Source organism: Bradyrhizobium genosp. SA-4 str. CB756 (assembly GCF_000473125.1).
In the GTDB taxonomy this organism is placed as follows: Bacteria; Pseudomonadota; Alphaproteobacteria; order Rhizobiales; family Xanthobacteraceae; genus Bradyrhizobium; species Bradyrhizobium arachidis.
Map to the genome: position 1 here is coordinate 6,525,075 of NZ_KI421499.1, position 21,371 is coordinate 6,546,445.

The 21,371-nt window shown below is 58.2% G+C and carries 15 protein-coding genes and 1 pseudogene; 10 read left to right on the forward strand and 6 right to left on the reverse strand.

The window, feature by feature from the left end; all coding sequences use genetic code 11:
- Window positions 1–140 precede the first annotated feature (140 nt).
- Window positions 141–1,493: a M16 family metallopeptidase gene (locus BRAGE_RS50370; RefSeq protein ID WP_051378563.1), complete on the forward strand. Its 1,353-nt coding sequence runs from the start codon at window positions 141–143 to the stop codon at window positions 1,491–1,493.
- Complete coding sequence (locus tag BRAGE_RS0131335) at window positions 1,493–2,926, forward strand: M16 family metallopeptidase (protein ID WP_051378208.1); 1,434 nt, start codon at window positions 1,493–1,495, stop codon at window positions 2,924–2,926. Before BRAGE_RS50370 ends, BRAGE_RS0131335 begins: the two co-directional genes overlap by 1 nt.
- 439 nt (window positions 2,927–3,365) lie before the next feature.
- On the opposite strand, the pseudogene BRAGE_RS50375 reads toward BRAGE_RS0131335, so the two are convergent.
- Window positions 3,366–4,146: pseudogene (locus BRAGE_RS50375) on the reverse strand (IS630 family transposase); the annotation flags it as partial.
- A gap of 1,123 nt (window positions 4,147–5,269) precedes the next feature.
- Between BRAGE_RS50375 and BRAGE_RS0131345 the strand changes: the two are divergent.
- A complete protein-coding gene (locus BRAGE_RS0131345; protein ID WP_027563360.1) occupies window positions 5,270–6,019 on the forward strand; it encodes a hypothetical protein in 750 nt (249 codons plus the stop codon).
- A 59-nt stretch (window positions 6,020–6,078) separates the two neighbouring features.
- Window positions 6,079–6,798 carry a hypothetical protein gene (locus BRAGE_RS0131350; RefSeq protein ID WP_027563359.1) on the forward strand — a complete coding sequence of 240 codons (720 nt, stop codon included), beginning with the start codon at window positions 6,079–6,081 and terminating at the stop codon, window positions 6,796–6,798.
- Between the two features lie 269 nt (window positions 6,799–7,067).
- On the opposite strand, the gene BRAGE_RS0131355 is transcribed toward BRAGE_RS0131350, so the two are convergent.
- Together BRAGE_RS0131355 and BRAGE_RS0131360 are read right to left on the reverse strand one after the other, a co-directional pair.
- Window positions 7,068–8,714 carry an NEL-type E3 ubiquitin ligase domain-containing protein gene (locus tag BRAGE_RS0131355; RefSeq protein WP_027563358.1) on the reverse strand — a complete coding sequence of 549 codons (1,647 nt, stop codon included), beginning with the start codon at window positions 8,712–8,714 and terminating at the stop codon, window positions 7,068–7,070.
- Between the two features lie 786 nt (window positions 8,715–9,500).
- Entirely contained in the window at window positions 9,501–9,746 is a 246-nt protein-coding gene (locus BRAGE_RS0131360) for a hypothetical protein (protein WP_027563357.1), read from the reverse strand.
- 3,045 nt (window positions 9,747–12,791) lie between these two features.
- Between BRAGE_RS0131360 and BRAGE_RS0131370 the strand changes: the two genes are divergently transcribed.
- The 6 genes from BRAGE_RS0131370 (at window position 12,792) to BRAGE_RS0131390 (ending at window position 18,344) form a co-directional block, all read left to right on the forward strand.
- Window positions 12,792–13,862: a cytochrome-c peroxidase gene (locus BRAGE_RS0131370; RefSeq protein ID WP_027563356.1), complete on the forward strand. Its 1,071-nt coding sequence runs from the start codon at window positions 12,792–12,794 to the stop codon at window positions 13,860–13,862.
- A 1,150-nt stretch (window positions 13,863–15,012) separates the two neighbouring features.
- Entirely contained in the window at window positions 15,013–16,137 is a 1,125-nt protein-coding gene (gene modC, locus BRAGE_RS50390) for a molybdenum ABC transporter ATP-binding protein (protein ID WP_051378567.1), read from the forward strand.
- 15 nt (window positions 16,138–16,152) lie between these two features.
- On the forward strand, window positions 16,153–16,443 hold the full coding sequence (locus tag BRAGE_RS58065) for a DUF2478 domain-containing protein (RefSeq protein ID WP_051378211.1): 291 nt from the start codon (window positions 16,153–16,155) through the stop codon (window positions 16,441–16,443).
- Window positions 16,352–16,594: a DUF2478 domain-containing protein gene (locus BRAGE_RS58070; protein ID WP_084334823.1), complete on the forward strand. Its 243-nt coding sequence runs from the start codon at window positions 16,352–16,354 to the stop codon at window positions 16,592–16,594. The genes BRAGE_RS58065 and BRAGE_RS58070 overlap by 92 nt, the downstream gene beginning before the upstream one ends.
- Before the next feature lie 640 nt (window positions 16,595–17,234).
- Window positions 17,235–17,789, forward strand: a complete 555-nt coding sequence (locus BRAGE_RS0131385) for a peroxiredoxin (RefSeq protein WP_027563355.1) — start codon at window positions 17,235–17,237, stop codon at window positions 17,787–17,789.
- 6 nt (window positions 17,790–17,795) lie between these two features.
- On the forward strand, window positions 17,796–18,344 hold the full coding sequence (locus BRAGE_RS0131390; protein WP_027563354.1) for a carboxymuconolactone decarboxylase family protein: 549 nt from the start codon (window positions 17,796–17,798) through the stop codon (window positions 18,342–18,344).
- A gap of 228 nt (window positions 18,345–18,572) precedes the next feature.
- On the opposite strand, the gene BRAGE_RS0131395 is transcribed toward BRAGE_RS0131390, so the two are convergent.
- The 3 genes from BRAGE_RS0131395 to BRAGE_RS0131405 are packed head-to-tail and all read right to left on the reverse strand — an operon-like array spanning window position 18,573 to window position 21,337.
- Window positions 18,573–18,869 (reverse strand): ferredoxin family protein, encoded by a 297-nt coding sequence (locus BRAGE_RS0131395; protein ID WP_027563353.1) that lies wholly within the window; start codon window positions 18,867–18,869, stop codon window positions 18,573–18,575.
- Between the two features lie 39 nt (window positions 18,870–18,908).
- Complete coding sequence (locus BRAGE_RS0131400) at window positions 18,909–20,216, reverse strand: FAD-dependent oxidoreductase (RefSeq protein ID WP_027563352.1); 1,308 nt, start codon at window positions 20,214–20,216, stop codon at window positions 18,909–18,911.
- An 11-nt stretch (window positions 20,217–20,227) separates the two neighbouring features.
- Window positions 20,228–21,337 carry an electron transfer flavoprotein subunit alpha/FixB family protein gene (locus BRAGE_RS0131405; protein ID WP_027563351.1) on the reverse strand — a complete coding sequence of 370 codons (1,110 nt, stop codon included), beginning with the start codon at window positions 21,335–21,337 and terminating at the stop codon, window positions 20,228–20,230.
- Between the last annotated feature and the right edge of the window lie 34 nt (window positions 21,338–21,371).

The window sequence follows — 21,371 nt, forward strand, 5'->3', positions numbered from 1 at the left end:
TGTCTGCCGTGAACGTGGATCAGCATGGAATGAAAGGCGCTACCATGAAGAATCTGATTTCGGTCACCGCCGAGGCAGGAGGTACCGCCGCTAATACTTCCGGCTCGACGACGCCCACCGCGGCGGCGGTCGAGCACAGGATGGATGACAGCACTGACTTATATCTACCTGAAGAGGAGAGCGTCCTTGCCGACAGGGTCAGATCGGATCGACCCGCTAGCTTCACGCTTCAGAACGGCCTCCAGGTGCTCGTGATCCCGGATCATCGCACACCCGTTGTGACTCAGATGATCTGGTATAAGGTGGGCTCCGCCGACGAGCCGCCTGGCAAATCGGGGCTCGCGCATTTCCTCGAACACCTGATGTTCAAGGGCACCTCCAAACATCCGGCGGATGCCTTCTCCACGGCCGTCCTGCGCGCCGGCGGCAATCAGAACGCCTTCACCGGGCTCGACTACACCAGCTATTTCCAGCACGTGCCGCTCGAGCACCTCGGCAAGATGATGGAATTTGAAGCCGATCGCATGACCGGTCTCATTCTCAAAGATGAGGACGTGCTTTGTGAGCGCGACGTCGTGCTGGAGGAATTCAATATGAGGGTCGCCAACAATCCACGTGAACGTCTTGCCGAGCAGATGATGGCGGCGCTTTACCTCAATCACCCCTACGGTCGCTCCATTATCGGGTGGCGCCATGAAATCGAAACTCTTACCCGAGAGGATGCGCTTACCTTCTACAAGCGCTTCTATGCACCGAACAACGCGATCCTGATTGTCGCTGGCGACGTCGCCCCCAAGGAAATCCGCTCGATGGTGACGAAGACATTTGGCGGCATCCCCACGCAAGCATCAATTCCCCTGGAACGCCTGCGGCCGCAAGAGCCGACGCCGGCAGCGCCGCGCACAGTGACGTTGGCCGATGCCCGCGTCGAGCAGCCAGCCCTGCACCGCTATTATCTTGTACCATCGGCTCGCACCGCAGCCGCGGGCGAGGGTCCAGTGCTTGACGTGCTCGAGCAGTTGATGGGCGGCGGCGTCAACTCATACCTCTATCGCTCGCTGGTGGTCGAAAAGCAGCTCGCCGTCACTGCCGGAGCGAGCTACCACTCTGCCGCGCTCGATCCCTCGCTATTCGCGATTTTTGCCCTACCAAAACCCGGCGTCAAACTCAGCCAGATCGAGCGCGCCATCGACGAGGTAATAGCCGACATTGCGGGTAATCTCGCGAGCACCGAGGATCTCGAGAGGGTCAAGACGCGGCTGATCGCGCAGGTAACCTATGTCCAGGACAATCAGGAAATGCTAGCCCGCTGGTATGGCCGCGGCCTGACAACGGGACTATCCGTCGACGATATTCGAGGATGGGCCGACGGCATCCGCGCGGTCGATGCACAGCAGGTGCACGAGGCCGCGCCGAAATGGCTCGACAAGAAACGATCGGTGACCGGCTATCTCATCAAAGAGTCCACCCCAAAACAGGGGGAGAAGCTCTAATGATCCATCCTTGCACACGACGTGAGATCCTCCTCGGGGGAGCCTCCCTCTCAATCGCGATGCTCGCTTCGCCCAATTCGCTTGCCGCCACGAGGACGCTTGCCGGGACCGGGATCAAGCGCCTGGTTTCGTCTTGCGGTATAGAAGCCTGGTTCGTGCAGGATTCCACTCTCCCGTTGATCGCGATGGAATTTGCCTTCACCGGCGGCGCGACTCAGGACCCCGAACAAAAACCTGGCGTGAGCCACATGGTCGCTGGCCTGCTCAAGGAAGGTTCTGCCGGGCTTGACTTCAAGACCTTCCATGAGCGGCTCGACCATCGTGCCATTGATCTGCATTTTCACTCGACCCATGATCACTTCCGCGGTTCCTTGCGCACGCTCAAGGACAACGCAGACGAAGCCTTCGACCTTTTACGGATGGCGCTAACCTCGCCCCGTTTCGACGCGACCGACGTCGAACGGATCCGTGCCACTGTGCTTGCGCGCCTTCGGCACGACTCGACCGATCCTTCGTCTCTGGCCCATCTCAAGTTTCTCGAAGTCGCCTTTGGCGATCATCCTTATGCTCGCCCAGCCGGGGGCTCGCTGGATAGCGTGCCGAAAATCGAGATCGCGGATCTCAAGGGCTATGCTCGGCGCGTGATAGCAAAAGACACGCTGAAACTTGCGGTGGTCGGCGACGTCCGTCCAGAGGTCCTCTGCAAACTGCTCGACAAGACCTTTGGCAGCCTGCCGACCGAAGCGGAAGCGGTGCCGGTTCCTGAAGTCGTTGCAGCAAAGCCGCCGCGGCGGCTCTTTATTCCGCTCGACGTGCCGCAGACAGTTGTGACTTTTGGCGGTCCAGCCTTCCGTCGCAGCGAGCCCGATTTCATGGCAGCCTATGTCGTCAACCACATCCTCGGCGGCGCCGGCCTGACGGCGCGTCTGTTCCGCGAAGTCCGCGAGAAACGCGGACTAGCCTATTCGGTTCGTGAGAACCTGGTGTGGCTGGATCATTCAGCCATGTTTCTCGGGAATAGTGGCACCTGCGCCGATCGAGCCGACGAAACGGTCGAAGAAATCGAGAAGCAGGTCCGCGACATCGCCGAGGAGGGACCCACTCAGCAGGAACTCGATGATGCAAAGTCCTACCTGAAAGGGTCGCAAATACTGGCTCTCAACACATCATCAAAGCTTGCGCGGACGCTGCAGCAGCAGCAGCTTGACAAGCTGCCCATCGACTATTTCGAAAAGCACAACGCCGTGGTCGATGGGGTGACGTTGGCGGACGCCAAGAGAGCGGCACGGCGGTTGTGGGGCGACGGTCTGCTCACAATTATCGTCGGCCGCTCCCCGAGGGACGCAGCGCAGCCGACCACCATGCCACCGGCGACCACACCTTCGCCAGGCGCCCAGCAACTAGACGCCGCCCCGACGGCTCCACCGAATTGACGTTCTAGCAGCCCAGGCGCTTGGCAAGCCCCTGGCTGTTGCGCGTAGACTGGGTCTAACCACCGGCTTCAGCCTGCAGAGATATTCGCTCGTGGACAGTTACCATGCGGCCGCTCAAGCACCGTTTTTGCTCAAGCGCGTTGCCAAACAAGCAGTCCGGGTTGAAGTCTTCAGGGCAACCAAATGCAAGATAGAAGACGGCCCCGGCGAACAGTAAGTTGAGGCATGTCATCCTGCCATCGGGCAATAGCTCAGGCGGGGAAATAACACCTTACCAAATGGCTTGTCCCATTTCTTTTCATTTCCAGGCTATCAGCGTGCCGGATCGGAGCTCTTCGCAGCGCCAGAGGATAGCTACTTTCGGACGCCTTCGGCGTGTGCTCGAGCTGCGTTAAGCCGGCAGGCTGGCCTTATGTACCGTGGCGCTAGTCACGTGAATCTAAAGTTCGCCACATAAAGTCTGCTGGGCTTTGTGGCAGAAGCGTTTGACGGAAGCCAAGATCTGGTCTGCGGACTTGGTCCATTTGAAGGGCTTCGGGTTATTGTTGTGCAGTTCGATGAAGGTACGGATGTCGGCCTCGAGCTGTCTGACGGAGGTGTGAACACCTCGCTGGATCTGCTTTCTGGTGAGTTCAGCGAACCAGCGCTCGGCCTGATTGATCCATGACGCGGAAGTCGGCGTGAAGTGGACATGATAGTGCGGCCGGCGAGCGAGCCAAGCTTTGATCTTGGGGGGTCTTGTGGGTGGCGTAGTTGTCCATGACGATATGGACAGCAAGTCCCTCGGGGATTTGAGCGTCGATCTCTTTGAGGAACTTCAAGAACTCGACCGCCCGATGGCGCTTGTAGCATTTGCCAATGACAAAGCCGGAAGCAACATCGAGCGCGGCAAACAGCGTGGTCGTGCCATGCCGCACATAGCTGTGCGTGCGACGCTCCGGCACGCCAGGCATCATCGGCAAGACCGGCTGCTCACGATCGAGGGCCTGAATCTGGCTTTTCTCATCGATGCTGAGGACAAGGGCTCGGTTCGGTGGGGATAGATAAAGCCCGACGATATCGCGTATCTTGTCGACGAACAGCGGATCGCTCGACAACTTGAATCTCTGGCTACGGTGCGGCTGCAAGCCGAACGCCGTCCACATTCGGCGGATCGTGGTGTGGGAAAAGCCAGTTTCCGCAGCCATCGAGCGGATCGACCAGTGCGTCGCATCGGCCGGCCTCTCACACCTGCATTCCCCACAAGCGCTCTCCTCTGCAAAGATTCGAGCCATCAACTAATGTGACGAACTTGCGTTCCAGATGACTAGCGGGATCGATGCCCCTCCAGCGCAAACCCTAGGGGGTGTCTGGCAGCGCTCCGGTGGCTGCCCCATGTGAAGGGAAGCGTGGCGTAGTTTTACGCCGAGGCCGAATATGCAGACCAACTATATAAAGCGCGACCCACCAGAAGAAGCGAGAAGTGGACGCGCACCTCGCATTCCATTTCAAGCGGGCTTGGCGAGTAAAACGAAAGGGTGATCAGAGTGGGCGCTTCAAAACGGTAACGTACACCGTCCGACGCACCTAAGGAAGCGGCCAGCGAGAGCGCACACGCGCCAGGCCATCGTTCATTCCGTGCAGCTTCCCGCAGTGCCCGACGGGAGGATCGCCGGTCCTATTCGCTCGACGCCGGCCTTCTTTGACGCAGCGTTCTCGATCTCGCTTCGCCACTGATGTTGCGCCATCGGGCGTGCCCCCCCACACCCTTTGATCTCTCCTCCATGAGACGATAATCTCGCCTCGACGCGAACAGATGCGTGCTTGCTATTTGCGTCAGCAGCCCGTTTCAGCGCTCGATATCTCGATCCCTTCAGCAGAGTGAGAGCTCGCTCGTTCAGGGTCATTGTCTGCCGAAAAGACGACGATCTGATCCAGCGGACCTTTGATGATTTACGATGAATTACCAAGCCATAGTCGTATCGCGTAGGACCGCCCTTTTTCTTCCCCTAACTCGCAATCTAACGCTACGTAAGATTCGGTCGCTTTATGCCAATCTAGATAGGGTCGCAATAGGCGATCGCCGATCACCACAGGGAGACCGTTGGTGCTTGGCGGCGCGCATTCCAGCCACCCAAACCTCACATAGATCACTAGTACAAGTGATTTACTCCCAATTCTCGGCCTGCATCGTCGTCGGGATCCAAGGACGTCACTCGCTTGATGTTGAAAACATTCATCGGTTGCAGAGCTCTCGCATCGAAGATTCATTGCCCCTTCTTTCTGCCATGTTCGCACCCAAAGCAGAGACGCGCCGGTTGCGCACTTTGCGCGCGGCAATAGCGAGTGTCTCAGGAGATTTCCATGGTTAAGCCAGTTGTAATTGTGGTCGGTGCGGACAAGGGGGGAGTCGGCAAGACGACCGTATCACGAACGCTACTGGACTACTTCAGCGTCAACAATGTGCAAACACGCGCATTCGACACGGAGTCGCCGAGGGGAACGCTGAAGCGCTTTTATCCCGGGATCACCGAGATCGTCGACATGACGACGACGGCGGACCAGATGAAGATCTTCGATACCCTGAACTCAGGGCTGTCCGTCACTGTCATCGATGCTCGCGCAGGCTTACTGTCCTCTGCGCTGGCTTCCTTGCGCGACATCGGATTTCTGGACTCGGCACGGTCTGGCCAGATCACGTTTGCCGTGTTCCATATCCTGGGATCATCCATCGCTTCGCTAGACGAGATCGCCGAAACCGCGACCTTCATGAGCGGCGCAAAATACTACCTGGTCAAGAACTTCATCAATGACACTCAATTCTTCCAGTGGGATCAAGCGACATATAATTCCTATTTTCACCGCATCAAACATGCGACTGAGTTGGTCATACCGAAGCTTAACGAGATGGCCTATGAGCAGGTGGAAGTCGCGTCCGTCCCATTCGTAGACTTCGTAGCAAACAAGGGGCGGAACGATGAACCCGCGAACAACTCCTTCGTGTTGCGCGGCTATGTCCGGCACTGGCTGGCAAATGTCTGGAGCGAATTTGATCGCATCAACTTGACGGAATTGGCCGGCGCCAAGTCCGCCACCCGGGCAGGCGAAAAGTAGTCGCATATTCAGCGGGCTCAGGTCGGGCCCACGTACGAAACGAAATTGATCTGCTGGCTATGTTTGAGACCCCCATCTACATCATCTGCTCTCCTAGCCCGCAGGTCGGTAAAACTCTCATCGCTCGGGCCATGAGCGAGTTCTTGCTGCTGAAAAACGGCACAGTGCTGTCGTTTGATGTCAACTTGAAAGAACCATCATTGCTCGACTACCTCCCCAACATCACGGAGACCGCGGATGTGATCGACACCTACGGCAAGATGCAGCTGATGGACCCTCTTGTCATCCACGATCGGGTACCCAAGGTAATCGATCTCGGCTTTCACGCCTTCGACGAATTCTTCAAGATGTGCGAGGAGATCGGCTTCATGAAGGAGACAGAGCGCTGCTATGTCGCTCCTATCATCCTCTTCGTTGCGGGCGATGACCGCATCTCCTTTCGCGGTTACGAAATGCTGCGGCGGCGAATTCCGCCGGCGTCGCTGGTCACCGTCCACAATGAATTCGTGCTGCGCGGCGGATTACCCGAAGCGATGGATGACGAGCGAGTGCTTCGGATTCCCGCGCTTCCGCTGTTCCTCAAGAGGTATATAGACCGACTTAGCTTTTCCTTCACCGGATATCTGCGCAACGAGAAGGACTGGTCCACCGAGCTGCATCAATGGATCCGACGGAATTACAGCATGTTTCGCGATCTGGATTCGAGCGTCATGCTGCGAAAGTCCTATCGATCTCGTGGGACGGATATCGACAGCCTACGTTGCACAAGGGCTACTTGAGATTCCGATCTGCTCGCCATCTATTCGTCCGGCCTATGAGTAGTCTTCGATGACGTTCTCAAAGGGAAGCGAGCGCATGAATTGCGGTATACGAGTCTTCAGGTGGATTGCGCATTTTTACCGTGATCGTCCGCACGGACCACGGGACCGGCAATTGACGGCAGCTCATTCGCCGAATGGCTCATGTAGACACGCGCGTCTTCGAAAGGATCGAACTGTCTTCACCTTGGCGGCTAGGCGGATCGACGGGTCCTTCCATCCCAGGAGGCTCATAGATCAAAGCCGAGTTTGCCGAGCACCTGGTGCATGACCGCGCTTTTGATCTCGCGGGCGATCTCGTTTCGGATCTGGGCTCCGAGCACCCGCTCGGCATCGGCATCGCCTGTCAAACCTTCCTCGGCCAGTCGGAGATTTAGACGGGTTTCAAACTCTTCGGCCATCGCCTCGACGAGCCGCTCCTGCATGGCAGCATAATCTTCGGGCGCGATGCGCCTCACCACGCTTTCCCATGGTTGCCAGCGCGTTGCCAGATAGTCCGGAAATTCCGCCGCTTCCTGGTTCCGCACCGATGCCGCGGCGCTGGCCACATCGTCCTCTGTCACGTGAGAGACGTTCATGAAGCGCATGTCGGGAGCAATGTGCCGCAGCTCGAGCGGGTCGCGCAGCTGGGTCTGGTAGGCAAGGTAGACCTCGATTTCATCGACGTCCGCGTCGGGATCGGCACGACGAAGCGAGTTGACCCTCTCGCGCGCGATTCCGTCCAGCGCTTCCAAGCGAAACATGACGCGGCCGTGTTGGAGCAGTTCGCCCAGTCGCCTGTCATAGACGCCGTCTTCGACATCAGCGTTCAGGCGTGCGGTCTGCATGCCGTTCCAGGTCAAAGTTATGCGATCTTCGCAGCTCGCGTTCGCTCCCGAAGCCAACTCGAAATATTGCTCGCGCAAACGCGGCCTGACGGCTGCCTGCCGCAAATCTTCGGCGATGGCCTGTCGGAACGTCTCGTTGCCATAGTTCACGGTGCCCCGGAGCCTGTCGAGGAAGCGTGCATAGTCCGCGGCCCCCGCTTCATGGGCGAAGTGCTGCCAAGTCGCCATTGCCGTGGGCTCGCCCTCGAGCCAATCGGCGGCAACCTCTTGCAGGGACCGTGGCTGAACTTCTACCGCTCCATCCGCGGTCGAGAAGAAAACCTGCGGACCGGAATAGTGTCCGGCATGCATCGCTGTTGCCAGGCCGGCCTGCACCCAATCGGCGAGCGGATTATTCTCCAGATCAACGCTCGAGTCACGGGTTAGCTGCGTCAGCAGGGTCTCGGGCACGCTGGTCAGCTGGTTGTTACTGGCGCCGAGCCACAGCAGCTCGGGCGGGACCGTCTCAGGTAGGCTGGTTAGCCAGTTGTGGCTGGCGCTGAGCCATTCGAGCTCGGCGGGAAGAGGCTCGGGTAGGTTCGTCAGCTGATTGTAGTCGACGTTCAGACGCTGGAGCCCGGCTGGAAGCTCGGGCAGGTGGGTCAGGCGGTTACCGCTAGCGTCCAACTCCTGAAGCGTTGCTGGAAGGGGTTCGGGCAGGCTGGTCAGCTGATTGTTGTCCACATTCAGGCGGCGCAACCCGGCCAGAATGGACGCCGACAAGGCGGTCAGCGACAGAGACGACAGATCTAGCGGCTCATTGAGATCACCCGTGCCACGCCAAGCCCTCGTTCGACTGACCGCCTGTTGCCGGTCCTCATGTTGCCCCTGCCCGTCTTCGGCAGCCCAGTCCGCCAACACCTCATCCTGCGAGGCAGCCGCCTCGGCAGCGGACGCCTGCACGTCCGTCAAGGCCTCTCCCCACTGCGATGCGGCCGGAGAGCCCTGTTCGGAGCTTTCCGAATCGGAAGCTGCTGAAGGAGTACCAGCGCCAAGCTGTTCTGCATTCATGGATGTCGTCTCTTCGGTGGCAAAATGAAGCGAACGCGCCGGGGCGGCGCATCTAGAACCGGTAACCCCCGCCTTGGATGACGCTCCGCCGGCTAACTGCAATGAGGTCTCACGCACCGCCGGCGCGAACCGCTGCTGCGAGTGCTATCGAGTAACTTCAGAGGGTGCAGCGAACCCAGGCGAAGTCTCGCTCGTGGATCGGTTGATATTGGAGTCTATCCCGGTGTCCCCTGCCAGATCTACGCCCGTTGAGCCGGGCGACGTTCATGCTACGAGAGGCAGCTGTCGATAAGCTGACGGACCGCGGAGCGAGGAAACTGGACGGCCCCCATCAATTTCTCAAGTTTAGCTCAGCGCTCCGCAGACGAATCACTTCGAGCTGGGTCGACTGGTGTCGGGTGCCGGCACGCCGGCAGCGGGACGCTTAGGCCGGCAACTTTGCTGTCGCTTGCGGCGAGGCGGCCCCACTTCCCGCTACGTTCAAACGCTTACGCAAAATAGCTGACATAAATAGTTTGCAGCCCATCGCGCCTAACGCCGCTCGGCCATGGCTACGAGACGCGGCGCGCACCCGAGGTTAACAACACGGGTTCGCCAAATTTCTCCGGTGACGAGTTCCGAGCCATTTTGACATCGGCTACGAAGACCCGCACCCCGCCTCGGCTCACCGTCGCACATCTCGACGGGCAAGCGCTGATGAGGCGGCACTTGACCCTTCCCCGTTCGACTGAATGATCGAACAGATGCATCTGCACTGGTGCGACACAGAGTTTCTGTATGTCGAGCTCAATGTAGTCGATCCGCGCCGCGACCAATGAACTCGAGCATCGACTGTGCCTCGTTGATCTCGCGTGAGACACGTGCCAAGACCCGTATTGCTATCTCCTCCGACGCGATCAGTCCCGCTCTCTCGCAGGCTAACCAAAAATGATGCATCACCTGCTCGTCAGAGGGCGCGATACGAGTCTGCAACAAGCTGGTCGTCAATGACGAGAGCATGTGCTTGACGACCTCATTCTCCGCCTCGCTCAAGACCTAGTCCTTCTGATTTTTTGTTCAGTTCTGTAATCTTTGGCCACCGCGTCGCGAGAGTGTCGCTGCGAAGGGTAGTGATCTTCGACACTGCAGCTTCATGCCCGTTGAACGCTGCTATCGAGAGATCTATTTGGTCGGTTACCTCACTGCTCGGACCGCTTCTCCTCAGCACAGGCGCACGGCTTCAGATAGCGAGAGCTGCACGATTCTTATAGCTCCACAGCGGCATTCCGCTCTTTTGGAGTGCCGACCGAATGATGCTGCAAATATGGAAAGCGCCCCTAATTCCGACCTTCCCAATCAGAACGTCGTCGCAAACGTCCCGGCCCGCCTGACTTCCGGCCTTTCGGCTCAACGCGTTGCAGGTCGTGGCGTAGCCCCACGATCTTCCGGCGCGAATGCTTTCCTGGAAACTCGGCAGAAATTAGATCGAAACTCAGCCGCCGCCTTTTGCTGGAACACCGAATGGTCGGCGTTGCGCATTTGCTTGTCGCGCGTGAACACCACTATTGAGAATTCAACGATGTCGCTGGCGCGATCGATTTCGCCTAGCGCCCTCGTGAGGCTGGTTTGAAAGGGACATAAGACCCACCGCAGCGCTCTGTGCGGCCATCAGTGCTGCCGGTCATCGCCTCTTGCCGAATAAGAACCGTCTATTCCGTTGGATTTGCTTGCGAGTGCGGCTGTTCACCGAGCGCGCTTTCGCTGGACCGCTAAAAACCGAATTACGGCTGAGGTCAGCCATATTCTGCTGTCTATATCTCTCCATCATCCATGCCATCTCGCGACTCCAACCGGTCAGTGTACTTGACAATGGCTGGCCCGGCGCCCCGTGCCGACGGTTCAAATGGCTTTCCTGGCCATCGTCCAAAAGCTGGCAATCAGCAGGCCGCCCTATCGATCTCCATTCTGCGATGCGCCTGACGATCGCCATGCTTGACACTCCAGGGACAAAGTGAACTACATCTGTGATGACTTCAATTGATGATACATTAAGTGAGATCAGATGGCTGCGGAACGAAATCTGGCGCTGCCGTCGATCTCTTAAAAGGGACCTACCTGAGCGCAAGGCCGTTGAGAAGCGTCTGCTTGAACAGCTTTCTGCCTTTGAACGGCTCTTGTCGACAGCGTTTCCTTTGACCTTGAGCCCTAAAGTGTATTCGGCCAAGAGCACGACGATCGGGCGAAGCGACTCGCCTGAAGCGCGCATCGAGAACGCCGCAATGGCATCAAGCGGTTCCTTCGGGAAGTCGACCGGCCGCTAACAAGCGAGATTTCCTAGCTCTATCTGTCCTTGAGCCCCGTAGTCGAGACCAAGCTAATCCCCAGCTGGAAGACAGCGATGGAACAAACCTCCAAAGCTAACACGCCGGCGATCTTTGCCAACTATAGCCGATTTAGCCACCTGCCGGAAAATACTTGGCTGCCGACCACAACGCCATAGATTGATGGGCAGCACGAATTCCTGCAGATGTCCTGCCGTAACCACCGCAGTTACGCAGATTGTCCTTCCGACCAGCTACGACCAAGCCGATGGCAATCTCGCGGCGGGCCCAAAGTCGGCGGATCGCTGCAGCGCTGAAGCGCGCAACTGATCAGTACGAAATTGAAGTTCAGAGCGCATTGCAATCTCGTATCACGCGTGGGCGCACATCGATCGCTGATCGGGGCTAATCGGTTCACGGAGCTCAGCCCCCCGATAGATGAACTGCGGCGCGACCGGCTGATGCTTCAGCCCGATCGACTTTCGGCCACGCTGGCCAAACTCTGGCCCATAGGTCTGAACACCTCACTGTCGCTCAGTTTCTGCAAGTGCCACTCGGACGCCTCACTCTCGATGGAGGACGACCGGAAGCCTATTGAGACGCCGTCTTGGTCCTTCGTTTCTCTCCGCCGCAATTGGCATCATGCGGCGGCATTCGCCGCGTAAATTCTTGAAATTGTCCCTAAGGCAAAAGATTGCTACCTCCACATCGCTAGGCCCTCTAAAGCGGTCACAGAAGCGCATCACGTCTAGTCTGCATGACATTAAGACTTGCTCGGCCCCACGATCTCGCGCACGAGCTTGTTCTGTGCACCACGTGGCTGCGATCGCGATCACGATCGCAGCGAGGGCGGATGCACAGCAATGCGCATTGCAAATCCAGCTCATTCGTCCCTCTTGATTCACCAAACCTGTCTTAAGCCGCATATCCTTCACTATTGTTCTTTACCCCGCGAGCGTAATCTGTTTGCCGGATTGGGCGCCTCGGCAGCCATGATCGTGCCTGTTAAGGGGCAGCCGCAATGATTACGGCCTCCGAATCATCGTCTCGCCACGCGCAACACGCTCATTGCGAAGACGGAGGTACGACAAAGATCGGCCGTTTAGCGCATGTGTGGCGATGCTGTCTCACCGGTGGCGTTCTGCTTCGCAATGCCTACAACCTGACGCCACGGTCGATTCAAGCACTTTGAGCGTCCGGCACGTGTGAATACGTGATGAAACTGCATACCCACATTGGTGGCAGTAGGACGCACTCCCAACAACTGCACGCCTGACCGACTGCCCGCGGGTAGGAACGTCACCGATGTTGGTGGCGATCAGCTTAGTGTGGGGGTTGAAGGCTCAAAGCGCACGCATCGAGGCGAGCAACGACAAGCTGCGCCGGCGCAGCTCGCTTTGTTCGCGGTCTCAGCCAGCTGACCTGCAGAGTCAAAGACGGGTGAGTTTTCCGGGAAGCACGGAGGCTTGGACCGACAGGCCAGGATTCCTGTGGCTGGATGATGATTCGTCGCACCCGTCAGGTACCGTCAATTCGACAGTCTCAAGCCGCTTGCTGCATCACAGTGCGCAATTGCATGAAACCAGCTCGGCAGGCTTCGCCGTTGGGCCCCTGGCACGCCGGTTGCTATAGCACCGGCGGAGCGTCGGCCTGGGTGCAGCCTAGCCCAGCATACGGAAGACACCATTCGTTGACTGCTGCACGTCGTTCTGCGGGCGGACGCGGACCGAGCGCTATGTTTGCGATTCCAGGATCTAGGAGAAAAGCGAGACATCACATGAGGAAAATAGTGTTAAGCGAGCTTTCCAGGGCCTGCAGGTTAAGTGTTGTGGCGTCAGCCATTCTGGTTTCCCCAGCAGCCGGCGCCAATGAGGATCTGATGCGCGCCGCCAAGCGGATTTTCAAGCCGATTCCTTCAGTCGTTCCAGCGGTGAAGGACAATCCTATCACCCATGAAAAGGTCACGCTTGGCAAATCCTTGTTTTTCGATTCGAGGCTATCCGCAAGCGGAGTTATCAGCTGCAACACGTGTCATAACCTTGGGACGGGCGGGGTAGATGCCGGCCCGAGATCGATTGGTCATCGCTGGCAGCTGGGGTCTCGTCGTGCGCCAACAGTCTATAACGCAGTCTTCAACGTGGCGCAGTTCTGGGATGGGCGAGCGGCGGATCTCAAGGCGCAGGCAGCAGGCCCTGTCCAGGCCAGCACCGAAATGAACGCGACGGCCGATCGCGTACTCAGCACATTGAATTCAATGACCGATTATGTCGTTATGTTCAGTAAGGCTTTTCCCAACGAAGCGGTGCCGCTTACGTTTGCAAACTTCGCCAAGGCCATCGAGGCTTTCGAGGCGACCTTGATTACTCCCGACGCCCCCTTCGATCAGTACCTCAAGGGCGATGAGTATGCTCTCAACGATCAACAGAAAGCCGGGCTAAAGCTATTCATCGAAAAGGGATGCTCCTCTTGTCACAACGGAATCAACGTCGGCGGACAGGATTATTTTCGCTTCGGCATCATTAAAAGGCCAGCCGAAAGCCAACTTCCAAAGGAGGACAAAGGTCGTTTTGCCGTCACCAAGGACCTCGGCGACGAGTATGTTTTCCGCTCGGCGCCGTTGCGCAACGTCGCATTGCGCCCGCCCTACTTCCATTCTGGTCAGGTTTGGAGTCTTAAGCAAGCGGTCGGCGTGATGAGTGAGGTTCAGCTTGGAGCAGAGCTCAGCGATGAAGAAACTGACGAAATTGTCGCCTTTCTGAATTCGCTCACCGGACAGCTGCCGAAGATCGAGTACCCGATACTGCCCACGCGCACCATTGCAACGCCAAAGCCCTCCTTAGACAAATAGGCCTTCACGATAGCGACACGCTATGCGGTCCAAGCTGGAGCATTCAGCAGGCTCAAATTGCGGGCCTCGAGCCCCAACCCGCTCGTCGGCGACGCCAGAGTTCCTTTGGGGGCCGGTCAAATCATCCATCTCGGGCAGCTCAATCCTGCGTCGACTCGCGAGGCAACGAAGGCCCGCGCGCCCTGAAATACGTCCGTAAGCCGTGCTGCTAGCAAGACGTTCTGCCCTAGCTCGCGGGCACCGCATATCATCTCACATCAGCCATTTTTCCAAGCGCCCGGCCCCCGACCTTCTCCTCCGCACAGATCGGAACGTGCGCCAGATCGGATGGCATGCACTTGTCCCTCATTGACGAGTTTTACGGCCGCATGTTGCCAAACACCATCCCGAATCCACGAGGCGATGGATCATCCTCAGCTTCCAACTGATAGCTCCTACATGTGCGAATGGTGACGCGAGCGTCCAGAGTCCTACAAGAAGATGTGGTGATTTAAGATGTCTGGTGGAGACTGAGACACAGCCTCCCTTTCCGCAAAACGCGCAGATATTCCTTGAAACGGCATGCGGATTGCTGGGTAGCGACCAACCAGTCGCCGCCAAAGAAGGGGCGCGGGAAGCGGAGTTTCAATGAGATTTATCCGATTCATCCTGATTGATCTGGCTTTGATGCCGCTCGCACCCAAGAATGCAGAAGCCATGACCGTCGCTCCCGGCGCAAACTTCAAATCGGCTAGCAAAGCCGTGGGATCCTTGATGCGGATTTCCGGCCCCGAGCCAGTATTCAGCTCTGGCCTGAGCCGACATCTTCACCGCCAAACCTCTCAAGGCGCGCAATTTGGACATTCAGCAAAAGCCCCGGGGCCGCCGAAGCAGGCTGAAAACCTCGCGCTAAGGGACAGGCGCTTTGCCACTCATTGGCAAGGGCACTGGGCAGCGTCCGACTGTCACGATCGTCGCGGCGCGGAGATGCTCAAGAAGCCTCTGATCTTAACACAGATCTGCAGTCCGCCGCCGCAGCTCTTGCCCTCAGGCGAGCAGAGACGCCGTGCTGGAGCGGCACAGGCCGGATTATCTGAGGCATGGCGATCATCTCTATCGCAGCGATTGTGCTCGTGACTTGGATGGGAAGACACCGCACAGGCGTAGGTTCATGAGAGAAGCAAAAACGGGCTATATTGAGGTTGCGTTCAACGGCTCTCTTGCGAACATTCCGTTAGATGCGCAATTCAGCCTGCCGGCCAAAGGCGTCACGGCAATTTTTGGTCCGCCCGGGTGCGGGAAGACCACACTCGCGCGCTGCATCGCTGGCGTGCAGCATGTGCCGACTGGATTTTGTGCGGTCGATGGAGAGATTTGGCAGGATGAGACGACGTTTCGACCCCCTCATCTGCGTCCCGTCGCATATGTATTCCGACCACCAATTCCTCTTTCTCATTGGACTGTACGGCGCACCCTCCTATACAAGGCGTCAACATCGACACCAACACTAATCGATTTTGACGGTGTGGTCGAATTGCTCGCCTTGTCGCCGCTGCTCGAGCGTTCGCCATCACATCTTTCCGCCGCCGAGCGACAGCGACTTGCCCTTGGCGGCGCACTGTTGGGCCAGCCTCGGCTACTTTTGCTGGACGATCCACTCGTTGTGCTCGACCGCGCCGCCAAATGCGAGATCCTGCCATTTCTCGATCGCATGCGGGAAAAGCTCCCATTGCCGATGATCTACATCACCCAAGATTACGCCGATATCGAGCGTTTTGCCGATCATCTTGTCATGATGAAAGATGGCGTCGTGACTACGGCCGGGCCGCTCAACGTCGTTCAGAGCGATCCGGCGCTAGCTGGGCGCGGCGAAGCGGCAGTCTGTCTTGATACCTTGGTCGGCGGCTATGACGGGCGCTATGGGCTGATCATGCTCCACCTCAACGGGGCGCGCCTTCTGATCCCTGGAGTGCCGCTTAGACCGGGCGCGCAGCTGCGGCTGCGCATCGCAGCCGGCGATGTCAGCATCGCGTGCGAGCCCCCACGTGCAAGCTCTATCCTCAATGTATTTCCGGCACGCATCAAAGCCTTTCTGCCGTTCGACGAGGCGGAGGTCACCTTGGTTCTGGCTCTAGAAACTGGCCGTTCTGGCGTGCCGCTTTTGGCGCGCATCACGCGGCGCTCCTTTGATGCGCTACGGCTCAGCAATGGAGCGGAGGTGTTTGCGGAGATCGCGCGCGCCGTTCCGTTCGAGGCTGCCGATCGGTGCTTGCAACGCCTGCCGCGATCCGCATGAGAGCGTTCGACAGCCGTGCCCGGATACGAGAAACACATCAAAAGGAACCCGGACGCGATCGATGATTTGGATGAGATAGATCCGAATAGTGTCGGGGCTATTCGCTACCGTCTAAAAGACGATGTGGATAGGCTACTCGCTGATTTCGCTGAGGATATCGCGCAGCAAGCCGTACGCATCGGCGGCATCGTGCAGCTAGACGCGAGGTGCGCAATTGACACGCACATCATGCTCGCAATCGACGTTGCGACAGGACAAGAGATCTCGATTTCCCAGCCACTCGGCAGCCGGAGCTCTGTCCTGTAATCTCGATCCAAATGGGCTTGCCGAGGCCGCAGCTGTCGTTTCCCAGGCACTTCGCAACAAGATCGATCTTCTCGTGATGAACAAATTCGCCAAACAAAAGCGACGGCCGGGGCGGGCCTGCGCGCCGAATTCGTGGGCCTACCAGTACTGACAGCCGTTGCAGAAAAATGCCTTCGCGACTGTCGAACCTTCACCTCGGGCGGTGGTACGCTACCGCTTGTGATCGTCAATCCTTGGAGCAGTGATTGCGCGAGATCTCAACGCGCGTGGCGCGCAGCGTCAGCACCAGCTGCGGCTATTTGGGGACCCCGACCTGATGACGACAGTGAGACTGTCGAGCACGTCGTCTCCGAAATCGCGCATCAGGCTCTTTCGCCCTCCGAAAACAGCCTTAGCTCCGGCGTCCGCTCCCACGCTCCGTACCACGTGATTCCTCGCGAACGTACCTTTGCGAACCTTCGACAGTGAGACGTCGCAGTTCAACCAGCCGCAGGCGCTAACCAGTTCAAGCCGACATCAATCCCTCGATCGGTTCTGCAATGCCTGCCGGTCGACTACGAGATTGCTAAGATTCAGGTTTGGTTGCCGTGTCGCCGCCAACCGCCTGGCCAGCGCCCGCGTACAAGACTGTGGGAAGGGAGCTTGGCTACAAATTTCTCGCTGATCAACGCTCCAAGCGCCCGGGTATGCCCGTATCAAAGCCGCTGGACTCCACTCCTGAGAACGCATGGCACATAGCTTGCTTCAACAGTGAAGCCACCTTCTACACAGAGCGAACTTGTGAGGACAGCATGCTCGGAATTGGAAGTCAGTTGCCGCCGTTCGAAATCACAGGCGTGAAGCCCGGTTTTCAAGCGCAGGAAGAAGGAGGACAGAGTGCATTCGAGACGCTGACTGAAGCGAGCTTTCCAGGAAAATGGAAGATCATCTTCTTCTATCCCAAGGATTTTACCTTCGTCTGCCCGACAGAGATCGCTGAGTTTGCCCGGCTTTCCAAGGAATTCGCCGACCGCGACGCGGTGGTACTGGGTGGTTCGACTGACAATGAGTTCTGCAAGCTCGCTTGGCGGCGCTCACATGTCGACCTGCACAAACTATCAATCTGGCAGTTTGCCGACACAAAGGGAACGCTCGTCGACGGTCTTGGCGTGCGTTCACCCGAAGGGGTTGCCTATCGTTACACCTATATTGTTGACCCCCAAAATACGATCCAGCACGTCTATGCGACCAATCTCAACGTCGGGCGCAGTCCTAAGGACACGCTCCGCGTTCTGGACGCGCTGCAAACCGACGAGCTCTGTCCTTGCAACAGGGAAATCGGCGGCGAAACCTTGAAGGTTGCTTGAGGCAGCATGTCTTCGATCCAACAACTAAGCGACAAGATTCCCGATTTCGCGAAGGATGTCAGGCTGAACTTGACCTCCTTGATGGCCGATGAGACGCTTTCGCCACAACGAAAATACGGGCTGCTGCTGGCGAGCGCGATTGCCACTCGCAATGCAGTCCTGATTGCCGCGATGGAATCGGCTGCGTCCGCTGTGATGACATCTGTGGCGATTGCCGCAGCGAAAGCCGCAGCCAGCCTCATGGCAATGAACAACGTTTACTACCGCTTCGCTCACCTTGTCTCCAACCCGGAATACAAAACGATGCCGCCACGGCTGCGTATGAACGTGATCGGCAATCCCGGCGTGGACAAGTCCGATTTCGAGCTGTGGTCGCTTGCGGTCTCCGCCATAAACGGCTGCGGTGCCTGCATCGATGCCCATGAGAAGACACTCAGAGTCGCGGGCGTCAATTCCGAAGCGATCCAGACCGCCGTGCGCTTTGCCGCGATCATGCAGTCAGTGGCAATCGCAATCGAGGCCGCTGGGCCTGCCCCCTCTCAGGCGAGGGGCTGATCCTTCCTCTACCATCGGTTGACTGCGTTGTGGCGCCACTCAGTGAGGTCACAACCAGTCCTTCGCGGCTCCCGAACGAGCGGCACATCTGCACGTTATGGCTTGTGCAGCGTCCCCCCGAAGAGGGTCTTGCTCGACGTCCCGGCGCCGCGCAAGTGACGCGGAATGCGCCAATGATGCGGTGAAGTCCTATCGCCTAACTCGGTCGCACCACGGCCTGTTCCACTATCAGCCAAACTTGAACTGCACTCCATATCCGCCGCGCGGATGGCTCCATTCGATGTCGCCGGTGGGCTCGGCGATCACGCGGCAGGTACCGCACTCGATGCAGCCGTCAACTGTTATCTCGACTTGGCCGTTGTCGTTTAGCTCGTAGCATCGCGCGGGGCAGGCTTTCAAAAGTGCAAGGAGCTGCGGCGATGGCGTCGTGTGCGCACGGACCTTGACGTGAGGGTGACCGATGTCGACAAGATAGCGATTATAATACAGCTTGTCTTCGACGCGGACTGGGAATTCGACATTCATACTTTGACCTTCCATTGTTGGGCTTCACAACTGTCGCGGTCAGCGCCAGGCCCGGGCAAAACGACAAGCATCACCGAACAGACCCGCCCATGACCGCGCCTTGACAAAGGATTTCAGGGTCGCCTTCTCCTTCTCAGCCTTGGGCGTACCATCGACGCGCACGAAGTTTTGCATCGCCTTGGAGATGAGCTGCGGATAGGTGAGAAAGAAGTTTTGTGACTGGGTATGCATTAGGGGCGGCAAATCCTTGTACTTCTTTAGATCTTTGATGACGAAGGAATCGTCTAGCATCTTCTTGTAGATCGACAGATTTTCTGCACTCATCGGCTCGCCGCGCGATTTCACCAGACCTATCGCTTCGGCAGCGATGCGGCCGGAAGTCATCGCGAGATTGGAACCCTCACGATGAATGGCATTGTTGAGTTGGGCCGCATCGCCCACTACGACCCAGCCTTCCCCATAAAGCTGCGGGATCGACTTGTACCCGCCTTCAGGAATGAGATGGGCCGAGTACTCCTTGACTTCGGACCCTGCTACCAGGGGTGCCACGGAGGGATGGCCCTTGAATTGATCGAGCAGGCCGTATGGCGTCTGGCCCGTGCGCTGGAAGTCGGCGACGAGACAACCGATGCCCAGCGAAATGCACTCTTTGTTGGCATAGATGAAACCCATTCCGGTCATGCCGCGGGAAATGGTACCGACCGCCTCGATCACGACGCCTTCATCGCCCTTGAGATTGAAGCGCGCCTCGATAGTCTCGCGGGGCAAGAAGTGCATCTCTTTCACCGCGAGCGCAACGTTGTCGGGTCTCGGCCGCGCGCGCAGGCCCGCGCGCGTCCCGAGCAGGCCATTGACCCCCTCGGCCAGCACGACGACATCGGCATGTATTTCGCCGTCTCGGCGATCTGTACGAACACCGACGATTCTTTCACGCTCATCCCGTACGAGCTCGGTGACGGTCGTCTCGCACAGTAAGGTCGCGCCAGCCTCCCGCACCTTGGAAGAGAACCATTTGTCAAACTGGGCGCGTATAATCGTGTACCGGTTCGGCCGTTCCTCGTTGAATTCGTCTGAACGGTAGTGCATGCCGACATGGGAACGATCGTCCATCATCCAGAACCGCTGCTCAATCAGGTGACGTTCGAGCGGCGCCTCCTCTCGAAACTCTGGGATCAGCTTTTCCAGCATGTCGGCATAGAGGATGGCGCCCTGCACATTCTTCGATCCTGGATATTCGCCCCGCTCGAGCTGCAGCACCTTCATGCCGCGCTTAGCCATGGTCAATGCCGCCGCGTTGCCGGCCATACCGGCTCCGACCACGATCGCATCAAATCTCTCTTCAATCATCATCATCTCCTCTAGACCGCGATTCGGGCGCGCGAGTTCGGCAAAAGGCGGGCGCGAAATGAGGCCGTCAGCGCGGGTAGCAGTTGGATGGCGTCGCTGACGATCGCGAGATGGGCAAAGTCGAAGATCGGAGCATTCTTGTCAGTATTGACGGCGACGATCAAATCCGCGCCCTCGACGCCAACGCGGTGCTGAATCGCTCCGGAAATGCCGGCGGCAATATAGAGCTTTGGCCGGATGGTTTTCCCCGTCTGGCCGATTTGCCGGTCAGACGTAACCCACCCTTTTTGTACCAGAGGACGCGAGCAGCCATATTCAGCGCCAAGCAGAGTTGCGAGCTCGCGCACCAACCGAAAGTTCTCAGGCGATCCCAGTCCCAGGCCGCCCGCAACCACGACATCGGCGTAGGCCAGATTGGAGGTTTCTGCATCGCGGTCGGGTAGAAACGACAATACCTTTGTGACAATATCATCTTCGAGAAGACCGAGCGGATGGACGATGATACGAGCGGCATCGCGTACGACGCGCTCAGGCATCGGCATGACCCGCGGGCGGACGGTTGCCATCTGCGGACGATAATTCAAGGTATAGATCGTGCAGAGCAGCGAGCCGCCAAAGGTCGGACGCGTCGCCGCGAGCGAACCATCGGCATCGACGTCGAGCGCGGTGCAGTCGGCAGTGAGCCCCGTCGACAGAGTCGTCGCCACGGAACCTGCGAGATCGCGACCGAGCGTCGTCGCCCCCAACAACAGGATCTCGGGCTTGTAGGTGTTGACGAGTTCGGTTAGCGCTTTGGTATAGGATTCGTTTCGGTAATCCGACAAAACGTTGTCGCTCACGAGGTAGGCCAGATCGGCGCCATAGCAAAAGGCGTCAAGCGCGGCGTTACGTGTGTGCTGCCCTTCCGGACCGATAACGACAGCGGCAAGATTCACCTTTAGCCTGTCGGCCAGCCTGCGGCCCGCACCCATGAGCTCCCATGAAACCGGATGCACTTGGCCACGCTCCAGCTCGACGAAGACCCAGACGTGCTTGTACGCCTTGAAGTGCTCCGGCAGTTCTTTTTTGGCTGCTGCGCGCCCGGCCGGCGTCGGCATGACCGTTCTGGTGACATTGCTCATACTCTAAATTCCCCTCAAAGATAGGCGCGCCCGC

Bases quoted from the DNA above. Each gene is read 5' to 3' on its own strand.
- BRAGE_RS50370 (WP_051378563.1), top strand. From the start codon at position 141: ATGGATGACAGCACTGACTTATATCTACCTGAAGAGGAGAGCGTCCTT.
- BRAGE_RS0131335 (WP_051378208.1), top strand. From the start codon at position 1,493: ATGATCCATCCTTGCACACGACGTGAGATCCTCCTCGGGGGAGCCTCC.
- BRAGE_RS0131345 (WP_027563360.1), top strand. From the start codon at position 5,270: ATGGTTAAGCCAGTTGTAATTGTGGTCGGTGCGGACAAGGGGGGAGTC.
- BRAGE_RS0131350 (WP_027563359.1), top strand. From the start codon at position 6,079: ATGTTTGAGACCCCCATCTACATCATCTGCTCTCCTAGCCCGCAGGTC.
- BRAGE_RS0131355 (WP_027563358.1), bottom strand. From the start codon at position 8,714: ATGAATGCAGAACAGCTTGGCGCTGGTACTCCTTCAGCAGCTTCCGAT.
- BRAGE_RS0131370 (WP_027563356.1), top strand. From the start codon at position 12,792: ATGAGGAAAATAGTGTTAAGCGAGCTTTCCAGGGCCTGCAGGTTAAGT.
- modC (WP_051378567.1), top strand. From the start codon at position 15,013: ATGAGAGAAGCAAAAACGGGCTATATTGAGGTTGCGTTCAACGGCTCT.
- BRAGE_RS0131385 (WP_027563355.1), top strand. From the start codon at position 17,235: ATGCTCGGAATTGGAAGTCAGTTGCCGCCGTTCGAAATCACAGGCGTG.
- BRAGE_RS0131390 (WP_027563354.1), top strand. From the start codon at position 17,796: ATGTCTTCGATCCAACAACTAAGCGACAAGATTCCCGATTTCGCGAAG.
- BRAGE_RS0131395 (WP_027563353.1), bottom strand. From the start codon at position 18,869: ATGAATGTCGAATTCCCAGTCCGCGTCGAAGACAAGCTGTATTATAAT.
- BRAGE_RS0131400 (WP_027563352.1), bottom strand. From the start codon at position 20,216: ATGATTGAAGAGAGATTTGATGCGATCGTGGTCGGAGCCGGTATGGCC.
- BRAGE_RS0131405 (WP_027563351.1), bottom strand. From the start codon at position 21,337: ATGAGCAATGTCACCAGAACGGTCATGCCGACGCCGGCCGGGCGCGCA.